Source organism: Paenibacillus harenae, from assembly GCF_030812415.1.
GTDB lineage: Bacteria > Bacillota > Bacilli > Paenibacillales > Paenibacillaceae > Pristimantibacillus > Pristimantibacillus harenae_A.
This window is the reverse complement of sequence record NZ_JAUSST010000009.1, coordinates 45,315-60,642: the sequence shown is the minus strand read 5'-3', so window position 1 is coordinate 60,642 and position 15,328 is coordinate 45,315. Positions and strand designations below refer to the sequence as shown.

Genomic DNA, 15,328 nt, shown 5'->3' with positions numbered 1-15,328 from the left:
TATAATAACGACTAGAAAGCCATTAGGAGGATTATAGAGAATGGGGTATGTTTCCGAGGTATCGAAGCAATTGTACGACTATCTTCCCGCTTTAACGAAAAAAGACGATTTCGACGCGTTCTGGTCGGACACCATTCTGCAGGCCAAATCCGTACCTTTAAATGCTAGGAAGCAGCTGGTGGGTTACCCAAGCTCGCAGGTCAGCGTATATGATATTTCTTATTGCGGAATGGACGAAACGAGAATCAACGGATGGTTTATCGTTCCTGCCTTCTTGGGCAAAGACCGCTATCCGTGCATCATTCATTATCACGGTTTCACCGGAAGCCGCGGCGTCCCGTCCAACTTCATGCACTGGATCATGATGGGCTTCGCCGTTCTCTCGATCGATTGCCGCGACCAAGGCGGCAGCACCGGCGACAGCGCCGACTATACGAGCGGGCACATGATGAACGTTGTCAGCAAAGGCGTACATAACAAGCACGAATATTACTTCCGTCACGTCTATATGGATTGCTTGAAGGCGATCGACTTCGCTTGTGGGCAAGCGGAAGTGGATCCTGCCCGGATCGTAATCGAAGGAGGCAGCCAAGGAGGCGCGCTGGGCATGGCGGTATGCGCGCTCGACGACAGACCCGTTCTGGCGCTGGTCGACGTGCCAAGCAACAGCAACCTCGTATGCCGCGTCGAAGGCAATCACGGCGCGTTCGCGAGCGTTGCCGAATACTTGAAGAGACATCCGGAGCAGACCGATCTCGTATTCGATAACTTGAGCTATTTTGACACGATGAATATGGCGGACCGGATTAAATGCCGCGTCTATGCCTCGGTAGCGCTGAAGGACGAGGTTTGCCCTCCGCTAATGTACTTCGCCACCTATAACCGGATCACCAGCGAAAAAGATATCGTCCTGTATCCGTTCAACGGCCACGAAGGCGGAGGCGCCGGACATACGGAGAAGAAGCTGGCATTCGTACGCGAGCATTATTCGGAATGGTTTGAATAAGAGCGTAAGCTCTGCTCGCTGCGCAGGACATCCATCTGCTCGAACAGGATTAGAAATATAATGCTTACCCGGCTTCAAGAGGCGCAACCATTGCGCCTCTTGTCTCGTTTATTGAAGTAATCGGACTACTACGATAGTTGTGACGTTGTCTATATAAGAGGAGGGTATATATGAAGATGCGAAGAAAAGGCTTATTGGCCGCGCTGCTAGCCATCTTGCTGCTGATCTCGCCTGGAGCTGGGGAATTATTCAGCGGCAAAGCAGCAGCGCAAGGCGAGATTTCCATTACGGTAAACGGAGCGCCGCTGAACGTGTCGACGCCTGCATTCATTGAGAACGGCAGCGTGCTTGTGCCGCTGCGTGAGATTGCGGAAGCGCTCGGAGCTGCGGTCGGTTACGGGACAGGCGAGAACGGAGCAAAATCGGCTACGCTTGCCCGCGGTGAGCGATCCGCTACTTTGACCATTGGATCGGCAATTATGATCGCCAACGGAAAATCGATTAAACTCAGCGTTGCTCCCCGGCTGCTTGGCGATGTAACGATCGTACCTCTGCGTGCTCTATCGGAGTCGCTCGGTACAGTCGTTGCTTGGGACGGAGCGAACAAGGTCGTTACGATTAACGAGCCCGAAGAGCTGCCAGTCATCGGAACGGCCGCGAAGCTGAAGGAGATTATGCAGGCAGCCGTATCGAACGACGATCGGTACTATATGACAGGTGGCGCAGCCATGGAGGATTCTAAGGAATCCTCGCAATCGGAAGGCGGCGCTGCTGCCCCTGAAGCTGAAACGGCTGGTTCGGGCGGAGACTACTCGGGGACAAACGTGCAAGTTGCAGGCGTCGATGAAGCCGACTATGCCAAGACGGACGGAAGGTTCATCTATCAGATCAGCGGCTCGCAGGTGCTAGTCATATCGATAGCCAATCCGGCTAAGCCTAGGCTTGCCGCGCAGCTCGACTATGCATCGGAGAAAGGCTTCATTCCTCAGGAGCTGTATGCGGACGGCGCAAGACTCATCGTCATCGGCGGACAGAGCGCGTATGGCAACTACATGTATGACGGCGGTCAGATCGATGCGGCTGAGCCTAGTGCTACGGAGGCAAGCAGCGCGGCCATCGAAACAAAGGATACCGTTACGCCAACGCTTGTCGACAAGAAAGCCATTATGCCGCCGATCCCTACTCGCAATCTCGTCAAAACATTCGTGTACGAAATGAACGAGTCCGGCCTGCCTAAGCAAGTGAGAATGATTGAGCAAGAGGGCAGCTATATCGACTCCCGCAAAGTCGGCAGCGCGCTATATATCGTAAGCAACAAATTTAATCACTACTATACAGTACTCGAAGACGGCAAACCGATCGACTCGGAGACGGTTCGTTCCTTCGAGCCTGTATACGGCGACTCATCGATATCCGATAAGCAGCTGTCCTTGCCTCTTTCAGACATTCGTTATTTCCCGAATTCAACGGATAGCAGCATGCTGCTCATCGGCTCGCTCGATCTCGAACAGCCGGAGCAGAAGCTGCAGCTATCGGCGTATCTCGGCGCTGGCCAGACGGTGTATGCATCGGAGAAACATCTCTATGTAACGACAACGAAGTATGTACCGTCGAACAACTCGGGTTCGGAGCAAACGCAACTTTATAAGTTCAGGCTTGATCAGGGCCATATCGTCTATGTCGGCGGCGGCTCTGTTCCTGGCAGTCTTTTAAACCAATTCTCCATGGATGAGCATAACGGTTACTTCCGAATCGCCGTCACGAAAGGTAACGTTTGGGCACGCGGCGCGGACGGTGCAACGAACAATATGTACGTGCTGGACGAAAATTTGAAAGTAATCGGAAAGCTGGAAGGGCTCGCTCCCGGCGAGCGCATCTATTCCGTCCGCTTCATGGGCAATCGCGCTTATATGGTGACGTTCCGCAACGTCGATCCTTTATTCGCAATCGACCTGCGCAATCCCGTCAAGCCTACCGTGCTCGGCCAGTTGAAAATACCGGGCTACAGCGATTATCTGCACCCGTATGACGAGAATCATCTGATCGGCTTCGGCAAGGAAACGGTAATCGTATCGTCAGGCGACGGCACCGACCCGGATTCCGCGACCGCCTTCTATCAAGGGATGAAGATTGCCATGTTCGACGTCACCAACGTCAATAAGCCTATCGAACAGTTCAAGGAAATCATCGGGGATCGCGGCACGGACTCCGAGCTGTTAAGGGACCATAAGGCGCTGCTGTTCTCCAAGGACAAGGGGCTTATGGCGTTCCCGGTGCAGCTTCACGAGATCAAAAACAAGGAAAATCTCAAACCCGGCGAATTCCCCGCATACGGCGAGTTCACCTACCAAGGCGCCTACGTATATAAGGTGGATTTGAAGCAAGGCTTCACCCTGCGCGGAACGATCACCCATCTGACCGAGGAGGATCTGCTTAAGAGCGGGCAATACGGCTTCGATTACCGCAAAGCGGTTAAACGCATCCTTTACGCGGGCGATACGCTTTACACCTTATCGGACAGTATGGTGAAAGCCAATAACCTCGATAGCTTGAAGGAGCGCGGAAGCTTAACTTATCCGCATACTTCGCAACAGTATCCAGCATACCCGGGCGGTCCGGAAGTATTGCCGATGCCAATAGTTGTTGAATGACAAAGAAGGCCGGAAACGCACCACTCGCGATTCCGGCCTTCACTATGGTGCACCTATATATCAGCTATGTTGGATTTCTGCACTAACTTCGTATGCCGATTTTCGTTTTATAGCGATCAGTGGAAAAGTTACTGCAAATATCCATCGTAGCGTATAGAAACGAGTTCAAATACAGAAAGTTACTGCTCAGATCCAACATAACTCTAACTGATGCCTGAAGCATCAATTAATAGCTGTAATGACAGCTTGCCTTATCCCAAGCCTCGCCCCACTCGCTGTCGCTTAGAAACAAACACGTCTCTCTGACCCGATCTTGATCTCCCAGGGTAAATATCACTCTGTGCGTCCGTTTCCGACCGTCAGCCATAAACGAAACGTCGGCCCTCCCGCTGCATACGCATCCGTCATCATAATCAACCTCTAATCCACGGTAGGAGACCGCGTAGAAACCTTTATCCTTTAAAGCCTGTATATGGCTTCGCCAGCCTTCCTGCGCCGTCTCGGCCTTCCCGTCCGAACCAGCTGTCATGGAAAGCTGTTTGGCAGCCTCATCAAGCCGGCCTGCCGCTAGCCGGTCAAAGAATCGCCCCGCCGACCTTTCCGCCTTAAACACTTCGATGCGGATTACAACCTGATAAGCAAGAAGAACCACGAGATAACCCGCAACCGCAAATATCGCGATTTTCATAATAAGCTTCACCGACCGTCTCTCCTTCTATTGCATCGACTACCGGCTCGTATTGGCGCTTGCCAATTGCCGTAAATACTCGTAATCTACCGTCTCGCCTTGTGCCTTATAGAAAAAACCTTTGTACCTTACCGTATCTTCGGAATTAATAATAAACCGGTTTATCACTTTCCCTTTATGGTTGTAAGCCGTGAGCCTGTAGCTGTATCCCATGTAGCCGAGCGCGAATTTATTTTTTGTAAAAGTTACCCCGCCGATGTCCGATACGATATGCTCGATCGTTGCCGGATCCGTAATGTCCAGTTCATAACCCGATCCGCCGTCAAATATCGTTATTTGGGACACCTCTTGCGGATTGGCATCCATCATCTTGCGAGGCAAATAAGTGAGTCCATACAGCAGCAGCATGCACGCACAGGCAATAATCACCAATAGAAACGCTCTTTTTCTATTAAATTTCACCGTTCCCGCCCCCTCAGCTGAATACAAATCCGCCAACATCCTTATTTTAACAGATAACGGTTGAAGGGGAAAATGTTGCTCGTCGTCTCCTAATAAGGTCCGATACCATCCTTTTTCTAGCTTTTTTTTGGTATGATAGAAGCAACGCATCAGAACCGTTAAGGAGGAATCCCTTATGTCAGATCAAGATGACCGCGATGAGCTTGCGGGACGCAGGCGCAATAAGCTGAAAGTCATTCATTTCGATAAGAACGGCAAAGACTTGATAGAATCCGAGAAACCGCATGAATCGTTCGAGGACGTAGCCGGGCTCGAAGAGGTGAAGAAGAAGATTCGGATGAACTTCATCCTGCCGCTTAAGCAGCCGGAGCTGTTCGCCGCATACGGCCGCGAAGCGGGCGGAAGTCTGTTATTGTACGGTCCTCCGGGCTGCGGCAAGACGTTTCTGGCAAGAGCGGTTGCCGGCGAGATCGAAGCGAATTTTCTCCACATTGAGCTGCAAGCCATATTAGGAATGTACGTCGGACAAAGCGAGAACAATTTGCATGACCTATTCGAAAAAGCAAGAGAGAGCAAGCCTTGCGTCATCTTCATCGACGAGCTCGATGCGCTTGGCGGCAGCCGCAATCAGATGCGGCAGCACCATGACCGGATGCTCGTCAACCAGCTGCTGCTCGAGCTCGACGGGCTGCGCACGTTCAACGATCAAGTATTCGTGATCGGCGCGACGAATACGCCGTGGTACCTCGATTCGGCGCTGCGCAGGCCTGGCAGGTTCAATCATCTCATCTTCGTGCCGCCGCCGGAGGAAGCGGAGCGGGAAGCTATCTTGAAGCTCAAGCTGGCAGGCAAGCCGCTCTCCTCCCTTGAATTATCCAAGATCGCACGGGAGACGAAGCATTTCTCCGGGGCCGATCTGGAGCAGATCGTCAAGGATGCCGTCGAAGCCGCTATGGAGCGCATGCTGCAATCCGGCGAGCTGGAGCCGATCACGCAGGACGATATGAAGAAGTCCGCGAAGGGGCGCAAAGCAACGACGCTCGATTGGTTCGCCACGGCGAAAAACTATGCGACCTTCAGCGACGTGAACGGAGACTATCAGAACGTGCTCGACTATATGAAGGCGACGGGCTTGAAATAATCCATTATATCTATTCAGTGAGGGACTGCGGCTATGATATACAAGGAAGCAATCGAGCTGCGATACAGGAAAGTACAGCAGCTTCTGGAGTGGAAACGGTACAAGGAAGCTATTAGCGAGGCACATGAGCTGATTCGCGAGGAGCCGGAGGACGCGCAGGCATTCGCGCTGCTCGGACTTATTCATACGCATGCCGAGGATTATCCGCAGGCGCTTCATTGGTCTGCCGAGGCGCTGAAGCGCGAACCCGAGAACGAGCTCGCCTGGTTCGTACGCGTGAACGCCTACTACGATTCGAGCAACTACAAGCTGACCGCCGAGGCGCTGCAGGAGGCCCAGCGGATCGATCCCTATCAGCCTCACTATTATTTCATAGCTGCCAACCTAAGCTTAAAGAAAGGCAACTTTCCCGAAGCGAAGGAGCATGTCGAGGGCGCTTTGGAGCTATCTCCGGAAAATCCGCTCTATATCGCGATGCTCAGCTACGTCGAGGCGCTGCTCGGCCGGAACGAAACGTCGAGAGCGCTGGCCAGGTCTTCGCTGCGGCTCGAGGTCGAATCGCAAATGAACTATTTGATGTTGGCATGGGCGGCCGACAGGCGCGGCGACCACGAAGACCATCTTCAAATGCTGAAGCATGCGATCCATCTCGATCCGGACGATAAGCAAATCCGCGAAGAATATATCGCGGGACTGCAGAAGAGCTATCGACTATATCGCATCCTGCTTGCGCCGTTCAAGCTGCTCAAGCGAATGAAGCCCTGGCAAATTCTAGTGACGTGGATGGTTGCGTGGCTGTTGTTCCGCCCGCTCGTCATCGTATTTCTCGTCCTCTATATTTTGATTCATTGGTCGACGAAGCTGCTTGTACACGTGAAGCTGTTTGGTTGGTCGTTCAAGAAACGCTAGCGGCGAACCAACCGAAATGTAGCTTCGTGTCGTTAGCGCCCATTGCCGCTAGAAATTCAACTAATGAATAGAGCCATACTGAACAGGAAAGGGATGCCCTGACGATCCATTACGATCACGATCGGGGCACCCCTTTGTCTGTTTATTCCATGTACAGGCTGATAATCTCGAACGGCTTGAAGTCCAACCGCACGGCGCCATCTTGAATGTCCAGCTTATGCAGCTTCTCTTCGAGCAGATTGACGATGAACGCTTCCTTTACCCCTTGAGGCAATCCCACGGTTACGCGCTCGCGACCGCCCGCCGATTCATACATGCGGTACACCGTTCCTTCCGCCCGCTCCGCTTTCTTGATCGTATCCAGCAGTACATGTTCGCTCTCGAATTCCGCCATTGCAAGTTTCGGAGGCAATACCCCGATGGTAACTCCGGCTTTGATGCGTCCTGCTTCGCCAACTGTTGCCTCCATGGTGCGTACCGGATGGTTAAGCTCGGCTGCCCGGCGGACGACCTGGGCGCTGCGCCAATCGGCTTCATGCGGAAGCAGCGAGTACGTAAACGCATGCTCTCCTTGGTCGGCGGTAACGTCGGGCCATCTCGGCGAACGCAGCAGCGACAACCGCATCGTCGTTCCTTTGATGTCGTAACCGTACTTGCAATCGTTCAGCAGGCTGATGCCGTAACCGCCCTCGGACAAATCCGCCCAGCGGTGGCCGCATACCTCGTATTGCGCTTGCTCCCAGCTCGTGTTCGTATGCGTCGGCCGCTCCAGCGCCCCGAACGGAATTTCGTAGGTAGCCTTGCTGGCGACGATGTCGACCGGAAAAGCGACCTTCAGCAGCCTATGCTCCTCCTTCCAATCCACTTTTGTATGAAAGTCGACTCTCTTCTGTTCGTGGTACAAAACGATATCCTGCTCCACCGTCGATCGCCCGAGCTGCCACTTAAAGCGCAGCGCATCATGCGTCCTTCCTTGCAGCGCAACTTCCTTGGAAATCAAGCGGGCAGAGGATGCGCGCTGCGAATCAAACCGCGGATCGATGTCCCACGCGTCCCACGAAAGCGGCTTATCGAAGAACAATTGGAGCTCGTTGCCCTTCTCTCCCGCCGCGATCAGCTCGCGTCTCGCCAGCTTGTCGAACCAGCGTATAATCTCGCCGGCTTCATTGAATTGGATGAGGTAAAATTCGGTTTCCCAGATATCCTCGAATACCGTTCCGGAAGGGGGTCCTTGCAAGACCGCACCCAGCGCCGGCTCCTCCTCGCGCAGCCATATGGTCGTATAACCAAAGGCCGGAATACGCTTCGCTAGGATGGTGAAATTCACTTTGCCGGGCAATTCACTGTCATCCATGACGTCGAATGGAAGCTGTTCTCCGTTCGGATCGAATGCCGCAAAGCTGCGATACCTCTCATCGACTGCGATCGATACGATCTCGTCGCGCACCCAACCTAGACTGTTAAAGACGACATAAGGCAGTCCCTCGCCTTCCGCCGCGACCGCCGAGGCAAGCGAGCGAAGCGAGGCGGCTAAACCGTCTTCGCCAAGCCGGAATACATCCGCATATTCGGATGCCGATGTCTCATACGTCTCCGGTATCGCCGTGCCGGGAATAATATCATGGAATTGATTCAGCAGGATCAGCTTCCAGCCTTCCTCCAGCTTCTCCGCTGCGATACTGGCGTCTCGTTCGCTGGTTCCCAGCGCATGTCCCGCTAACTGGCTCCATATTTCCGCATCCCGGTACAGCACCTCGGCTTTGCGATTGTTCCGCTTATTGCGCGCATGCGTCGTATACGTCCCGCGATGCAGCTCCAAGTAGAGATCGCCGTGCCACTTCGGCAGCGATTGCTTACGCTCGCCTACCCTTCGGAAAAATTCGGCCGCCGTGCTAAATCTGCTGATCGGCAGATCGACCATCATGGATGAGCGCTCGACAAGCTCTACCATCTCGCGCGTTACGCCGCCTCCGCCGTCGCCATGCCCGTACAGCAGCATAAGTTCGTCCAGCTTGTCCTTATGGCGGTACGACTGCCAATGCTCGTGTATGTCCTTCGGCTTTGTATGCTCGTTCAACCCATGGTTCAAGTAGGAGACGACGGACGTGCCGTCGATGCCTACCCAATGGAACAGATCGTAAGGGAATACGTTCGTATCGTTCCAGTTCAGTTTCGTCGTCATGAAGTAATCGACGCCCGCCAGCTTGAGAAGCTGCGGCAACGACGCGCAGTAACCGAACGTATCGGGCAGCCATTCGATATTCGACGTTCGACCGAACTCCTCCTTATAGAAGAGCTGGCCGTGAAGAATCTGGCGCACGAGCGACTCGCCGCTCGGAATGTTGAGATCCGGCTCTACCCACATTCCGCCGACGAGTTCCCAGCGTCCTTCCGCTACCCGCTGCTTCACCTGCTCGTATAGCTCCGGATAATGTTCCTTCGCGAAGGCATACAGCAGCGGCTGGCTTTGGGTATAAACGAAATCCGGGTATTCCTTCATCAGCGTATTCATCGTAGAGAACGTGCGGCTTACTTTGCGTACCGTTTCCCTGACGGGCCAGAGCCAGGCGATATCGATGTGGGATTGCCCGACCATGTGCATCGTCCCGTTCGCCTCGGGTAATGCCGCATATACGCGGGCCGCTTCGACCAGTTTCAGCTCGAGAGCGGGCGCCCACTCTTCTCCCGGCTGCCCTGCGTCCCATTGCCGCTCTGCCTCGTCCATCGTCTCATGCAGCGTATCCCTCAGCTTCATCCGCTTCATATCGTGCTCGGGAAGCAGCAGAATTGATTCGAACAGCGCCTGCGCGCTGTATAACAAGCTTTGAATCGGCTTATCGACAAGCGCCAGCTTCAGGCGCAGATACGGCATTGGCGGGTGAATCGTCGACTGTGCATTAAGCGGATCCGCGGGCTCCGGAATCGGATCGTAAAGCTCAATCTCAACGAGCGGAGATCCCCCGGCACCGTCCAGATGGAGCGGAACGAACGTATGGTTGCGATCGAGACCATGGTAAGGCATACCGTTCAGCCTTAACATGCCTTCGCCCCCGCCTCCTCCGTCCACGATCAGGCCGTACGGAGAGCCTGTCGATTGCCAATCGGCAGGAATGTCGAGCTGCTTCCGCAGGAAGTACGTAATGCCATGCTTGCTGTTCAACGGCTCCAGCGGCTGGAGAACATAATTCTCCGTCTCGTACTCGTACACGCCGGGCAATACGTAACGCGCCTTGCGCAGTTCCCACACGGGGAGCTCAACGATCTCCCGCCACTGCAGACTGCCTAGCTTCTTCAAAAAACGGTTTATTCGATGCATGCCGCAACCTCGCTTCGTACAAATAGATGAGTGCTGATATAATCCTCGGCGTTTTTCCCAACCATGATGATGAATTCGCCGTCTTCGACAACCGGCCCGAAGTCTGCGCCGATAAGCTGCAAGTGCTCGCTCGTCAGCGTGAAGCTCACCGTCCGTGTCTCTCCCGGCTGCAGCCGCACTTTACGGAAGCCTTTCAGCTCCTTGACCGGCCGCGTCACGGAGCTCACTTTATCCGCCACGTACAGCTGCACGACCTCGACACCCGCCATAGGCCCAATATTGGTCACTTCAAGCGTGACGACCGTCTCGCCGTCCGGCCTGATCGTAGACTCCGACAAGCGCAACCCGTCATAACGGAAATCCGTATAGCTAAGCCCATAGCCGAACGGGTATTGCGGCTTATTGTCCATCTCCAAATACCTTTTCCCTCGGCTTCGTTTTGCATTGTAGTAAACGGGAAGCTGGCCGACGTCCTTCGGTACCGATACCGTCAGACGGCCCGACGGATTGGCGTCCCCGAACAATATGTCGGCAAGCGCATGGCCGCCCTCTTGTCCAGGATACCAAGCCTCGACGATCGCATGAATATGCTCGTCGATCCATGGCTCGGCGATCGGCCGTCCGTTCATATAAACAACGACGACCGGCTTGCCCAGCTTATGGACCTCCTGAATAAGCTCAAGCTGCACGCCCATGAGCGACAAGCCGGCACGGTCGATGCCTTCGCCGCATTCCATATCGCTCCAGGCATGCTCCGTCACGACGGACGCTCCCGTGCGCAAATCGATCGTCCCTTCTCCGAAGTCTCTCGCGCTGGAACCACCGACCGCCATAATGACGACATCGGCCTGCTCGGCGCAAGCGAGCGCCTGCTCGAAACCTTCGCGCGAGTCGCCCTTGATCCGGCAGCCGAGCGCGTACAGCAATTGGTCGTCCGCGCCCTCTCCGAGCTTGGCACGAATGCCGTCAAGCAGCGTGACGACCTGCCCCCGCTGCTGAGGCGACGTGTAATCGCCCAACTGATTGTACATCTGGTTCGCGTTGGGTCCGATGACGGCGATCTTCCGTGTCTCCTTGCTGAGCGGCAGCGTCCGCGCCTCGTTCTTCAAGAGGACGATGCTTTCTTCCGCGACCTGCCTCGCCAGCCGCACATGCGCCTCGCAGCCGATGACTGATGCCGCGAGGGCCGGATCGACATAAGGATTTTCGAACAAGCCAAGCTTGAACTTCATTTCCAATACGCGCTTGACCGCCTCGTCCAATACGGACGTTTCCAGCGCCCCCTTGTCGATCGCCGACCGCAAGTGCTTGCCGAACATTTCTCCCGACATTTCCATATCGACGCCTGCCTTCAGCGCAAGCACCGCGGCCGCCTCCCCATCCTCGGCAACGTCATGGCCCCAAGCGAGCATGTTAATGGCCCCGCAGTCCGTAATGACGAAGCCGTCGAAGCCCCATTGCCCGCGCAGCAGCTCTCGGAGCAAATACGAATTCGAAGTGCAAGGCACGCCGTCGATTTCATTGTACGCGGTCATGACCGACAAAGCGCCTGCTTCGATCGCTTTGCGGAACGGCACCAAATCCGACTCGTGCAGCTCGCGCAGTCCCATATGCACCGGCCCCGCATTGCGGCCGCCCTCCGAGCTGCCGTATGCGACGAAATGCTTGAGCGTCGCAATGACGCTGTCTTTCCCGTCCAGCCGGTCGCCCTGCAGCCCTTCTACAGCTGCGACGGCCAGCTCGCCGATCAAATACGGGTCCTCGGCGAAACATTCCTCCGTCCGCCCCCAGCGCGGATCGCGAACAACATCAAGAACGGGGGAATACGTCGCCGCCCCTCCCTGGCTTCGCGTCTCCAGCGCGATAGCCTTGCACATATCGCGGTAGAGATCGACGTTCCAGGTGCTGCCCACGTTCAGGGGCACCGGAAAGACGGTCGCTCCGATCGCCATATGACCATGCGAGCATTCCTCGCCGAACAAGATCGGAATGCCAAGTCTGGAGTTCTCGATGACGTATCGCTGAATGTCGTTGACGGCTCTTGCTCCCTCCTCCGGCGACAATCCGTTCTCTAGCGTTACCTCGGTCCAGGGGTCGGCGCGAAGCACGCCGTACAAAGAACCTACACCGCCGTTTCTGACTTGGCTGCGAAACGACTCTGTGAGCTCCGCCTTTCCATCCTTCTTTATATATGTTTTCCAGCCGAACGGTTGAAGCAGCTGGCCTATTTTCTCGTCCAAGGTCATTTCCGCGAGCAGCAGCTCCGCGCGTTCCGGGACCGGCAGCGATGAATCCTTATAGCTCATCGACGATTCTCCTCTCTGGTGTCCGTAGATAGAAGCAGGAAGCAAACCCGGGGGGGTTGTACTTCCTGCCGTAGGTACAGCTATTGCATGGTCTTACCGCTCTTATGGCTTTACAGGTAATATACGATTGCTCGGCTGTCTTTACCGCTACTCTTTCTTGATCGCATTGCCGTAAATCTCCAGATATTTAGCCAAATTCAAGCCGTCGAAACCTTTCACGTACGCGTCCCAGTCCTTCTCGATGTTTTTGCTGCCGATAATGAATTGCGCCATGTTGGACGTTACGTAATCTTGAATCGAAGTCGTCAATTGCGATGCCGCATCCATGTCGTCCGGGAGAATGAATACGCCCGAAGGATATATTTCTGCCGGCGAGTAAGGCGCATAAGCGTTAGTCGCTTGCGCAAGACGCGTCTCGTAGCCGTCCGCGGCGAGCGGGTCTTGCCCTACCGCGAACAGATCGCGGAATTCCTTGGACAAATCCTTCGGTCCCATCAGCGACCAGCTGTCGTTGCGGATCAGATCCGGATCGGCTTCCGGAATGCCGAAGAAGCTGTATTTTGCCGCTTTGCCGTCAATGTTTTTCTCGCCGTCTTCGGCTTTCTTCCAGCCAAAGCCTTCGACCGTGCCGTATTCGCTCATCAATGCGCCTTCTTCGCCGAAGGCATAGTCCATGATTTTGATCGCCGCGATCTGCTGCGCTTCGGACGCTTTGTTCGTCAAGGCGAACTGGAAATCGCCGATGCCCTGCGAAGCGCCCGCCAGCTGCACGCCGTCCGGTCCTTTGAGCGGAGGTACGATGACCCAGTGCTTATGTCTCGTTTCCTTCCCGTCGTACGGATTAACCAAATAGCTGACGAGCGCCGTCGTAATGGAACCGACGATCTCGTCTCCCTCGCGGTTGCCGAGCTGTCCGACCGCTTGATCGTTCTGCGTGAACGAAGCCGGATCGATCAAGCCTTCCTTGTACAGCTTGTTCATGTAGACAAGTCCTTGCTTCCAAGCTTCCTGGTTAGCGGCAAACTCCACTTTCCCATCCTTCAGAATCAAATACTTGCTGTTGTCGTTATAAATAAAGGAGTTCATTAAGTAAGCGTCGATGTTGCCGTTCCATACGTTCTTGTTCGGTGCGCCCGTCAGCGGAATTTCGTCGGCTTTGCCGTTGCCGTTCGGGTCCTGCTCCTTGAAGGCCTTCAAGACGGTGTACAGCTCATCGGTCGTCTTCGGAACAGGCAATCCGACCTTGTCGAGCCATTCCTTGTTCATCCAGAATTTCTGCGAGAACGTGCAGTGGTAACATTCGTTGAGGCGCGGCAGCGCATAAATGTTGCCGTCGGTTGCCGTGATCGCTTCCTTGAAGTACGGCTTCTTCTCCATCATCGCCTTAATGTTCGGCGCGTGCTTCTCGATCAGATCGTTCAATGGAAGGAATACGCCTTGCTTGCCGTAAGTAAGCAAGTCGGTATGCGTGAATTTGCCTTCCAGGAACACTTCCGGATAATCGCCGCTCGCGAGCAGCAGCTGGCGCCGGTCGGTAAGCGCGTCTGCAGGCGCCAGATCCCACTTGATCTTCACATTGAATTTTTCCTCGACATGCTTCGTATAGCTGTTATCTTCCCAAGCCGCTTTGCCCTGAGGAGCAAAAAACGTCATTTGGACCGGACCCGATTCTGTGTTTGTTGTTCCGGCGTTGTTCGGATTATTTTCTTCGTTGCCTTTTCCGCAAGCCGACAAAATCAATGTAATGCTTAATACGAGCGCAAGCATGGAAAATACCGTTTTTTTCAATGTTACCCCTCCCGAATAATGGTTCGTTAGAATTTAATAATGACCTTCCCGTCACCAAACAACAAGCCCGCGTGTAACGGCATCCCCCCTCTCAAATCATTTCCGTTGCGGTACAGACCTAATCAAGACGTCAAACATGCCTTGCGCTTAATGGATCAGCCCTTCAAAGAACCGATCATGACGCCTTTGACGAAATGCTTCTGCACGAACGGATACATAATGAGCACCGGAACGGAAGCGACGACGATGAGCGCGTATTTGAGCGCCTGCTCGAAGCCCTGCTCGCGGATTTTGCCTGCCGTGCCGGCAAGCATCTCCGGATCGGCGGCATTCAGAATCAGCAGGTTGCGCAGCACGTACTGCAGCGGGAACAGCTTCTCCGATCTTAAATAGATCAGGGCATCGAAGTAGGCGTTCCAATGTCCGACGGCGTACATCAGCGTCAATACGGCGAGTATCGGCTTGGATAACGGCAGGACGATGCTGAGCAGAAATCTCGTGTCGCGGCAGCCGTCGATCTGTGCGGCCTCGGACAGTTCCCCGGGAATCGACGATTGAAAAAACGTTCTGGCGACGATAACCTGGAACACCGACAAGGCGCCGGGCAGCCACATCGCCCACCTCGTGTCGAGCATATCGAGATCCTTGACGAGCAGATAGGTCGGAATGAGACCGCCGTTGAAAAACATCGTGATCATGAGCAATATCATAATGGCATTGCGGCCGTAAAACTTTTTGATCGATAGCGGATAGGCGAGCAGCACCGTGAACAGAAGGTTGATCATCGTGCCGAACACCGTATAGATAATCGTGTTGTAGTAGCCGACCATCAACTGCGTGCTGTTGAAAATCGATTTGTACGCCCGCAGGCTGAACTCCACGGGGTACAACCATACTTGGCCGGAGACGACGGCTCGCGGCGAGCTGAACGAAGAGCTTACGATATAAAGCATCGGGTATAGCACCGCAAGCGTCAGCAGAGCCAAGAAGATGTAAATGGCAAGCAGGAACAGGCGATCGCCGAACGGCTCTTTGATTTTCATTGTTTGCACCCTATACTC

At 54.5% G+C, this 15,328-nt stretch carries 10 protein-coding genes; 4 read left to right on the top strand and 6 right to left on the bottom strand.

Annotated features, from left to right (window positions below; all coding sequences use genetic code 11):
- Positions 1 to 40: 40 nt before the first annotated feature.
- Together J2T14_RS27560 and J2T14_RS27555 are read left to right on the top strand one after the other, a co-directional pair.
- Positions 41 to 1,006: an acetylxylan esterase gene (locus J2T14_RS27560; protein WP_307207715.1), complete on the top strand. Its 966-nt coding sequence runs from the start codon at positions 41 to 43 to the stop codon at positions 1,004 to 1,006.
- Between the two features lie 170 nt (positions 1,007 to 1,176).
- A complete protein-coding gene (locus tag J2T14_RS27555; protein ID WP_307476146.1) occupies positions 1,177 to 3,657 on the top strand; it encodes a beta-propeller domain-containing protein in 2,481 nt (826 codons plus the stop codon).
- 226 nt (positions 3,658 to 3,883) lie between these two features.
- Here the strand turns inward: J2T14_RS27555 and J2T14_RS27550 are convergent, their stop codons facing one another.
- Positions 3,884 to 4,357 (bottom strand): hypothetical protein, encoded by a 474-nt coding sequence (locus tag J2T14_RS27550; protein ID WP_307207719.1) that lies wholly within the window; start codon positions 4,355 to 4,357, stop codon positions 3,884 to 3,886.
- 27 nt (positions 4,358 to 4,384) lie between these two features.
- A complete protein-coding gene (locus J2T14_RS27545) occupies positions 4,385 to 4,807 on the bottom strand; it encodes a hypothetical protein (RefSeq protein WP_307207721.1) in 423 nt (140 codons plus the stop codon).
- A gap of 175 nt (positions 4,808 to 4,982) precedes the next feature.
- Between J2T14_RS27545 and J2T14_RS27540 the strand changes: the two genes are divergently transcribed.
- Positions 4,983 to 5,948, top strand: a complete 966-nt coding sequence (locus J2T14_RS27540) for an ATP-binding protein (RefSeq protein WP_307207723.1) — start codon at positions 4,983 to 4,985, stop codon at positions 5,946 to 5,948.
- Positions 5,949 to 5,981: 33 nt separating this feature from the next.
- Entirely contained in the window at positions 5,982 to 6,857 is an 876-nt protein-coding gene (locus tag J2T14_RS27535) for a tetratricopeptide repeat protein (RefSeq protein ID WP_307207725.1), read from the top strand.
- Between the two features lie 142 nt (positions 6,858 to 6,999).
- Here J2T14_RS27535 and J2T14_RS27530 read toward each other — a convergent pair whose 3' ends face one another.
- The 4 genes from J2T14_RS27530 to J2T14_RS27515 all read right to left on the bottom strand — a co-directional run bounded on the left by J2T14_RS27530 (position 7,000) and on the right by J2T14_RS27515 (position 15,319).
- Positions 7,000 to 10,173, bottom strand: a complete 3,174-nt coding sequence (locus tag J2T14_RS27530) for an alpha-mannosidase (protein ID WP_307476144.1) — start codon at positions 10,171 to 10,173, stop codon at positions 7,000 to 7,002.
- A complete protein-coding gene (locus J2T14_RS27525) occupies positions 10,161 to 12,479 on the bottom strand; it encodes a glycoside hydrolase family 3 N-terminal domain-containing protein (protein WP_307476141.1) in 2,319 nt (772 codons plus the stop codon). Before J2T14_RS27525 ends, J2T14_RS27530 begins: the two co-directional genes overlap by 13 nt.
- Positions 12,480 to 12,626: 147 nt before the next feature.
- Positions 12,627 to 14,267 (bottom strand): extracellular solute-binding protein, encoded by a 1,641-nt coding sequence (locus J2T14_RS27520; RefSeq protein WP_307207731.1) that lies wholly within the window; start codon positions 14,265 to 14,267, stop codon positions 12,627 to 12,629.
- Positions 14,268 to 14,422: 155 nt separating this feature from the next.
- Positions 14,423 to 15,319: a carbohydrate ABC transporter permease gene (locus tag J2T14_RS27515; RefSeq protein ID WP_373458219.1), complete on the bottom strand. Its 897-nt coding sequence runs from the start codon at positions 15,317 to 15,319 to the stop codon at positions 14,423 to 14,425.
- Positions 15,320 to 15,328: the final 9 nt, after the last annotated feature.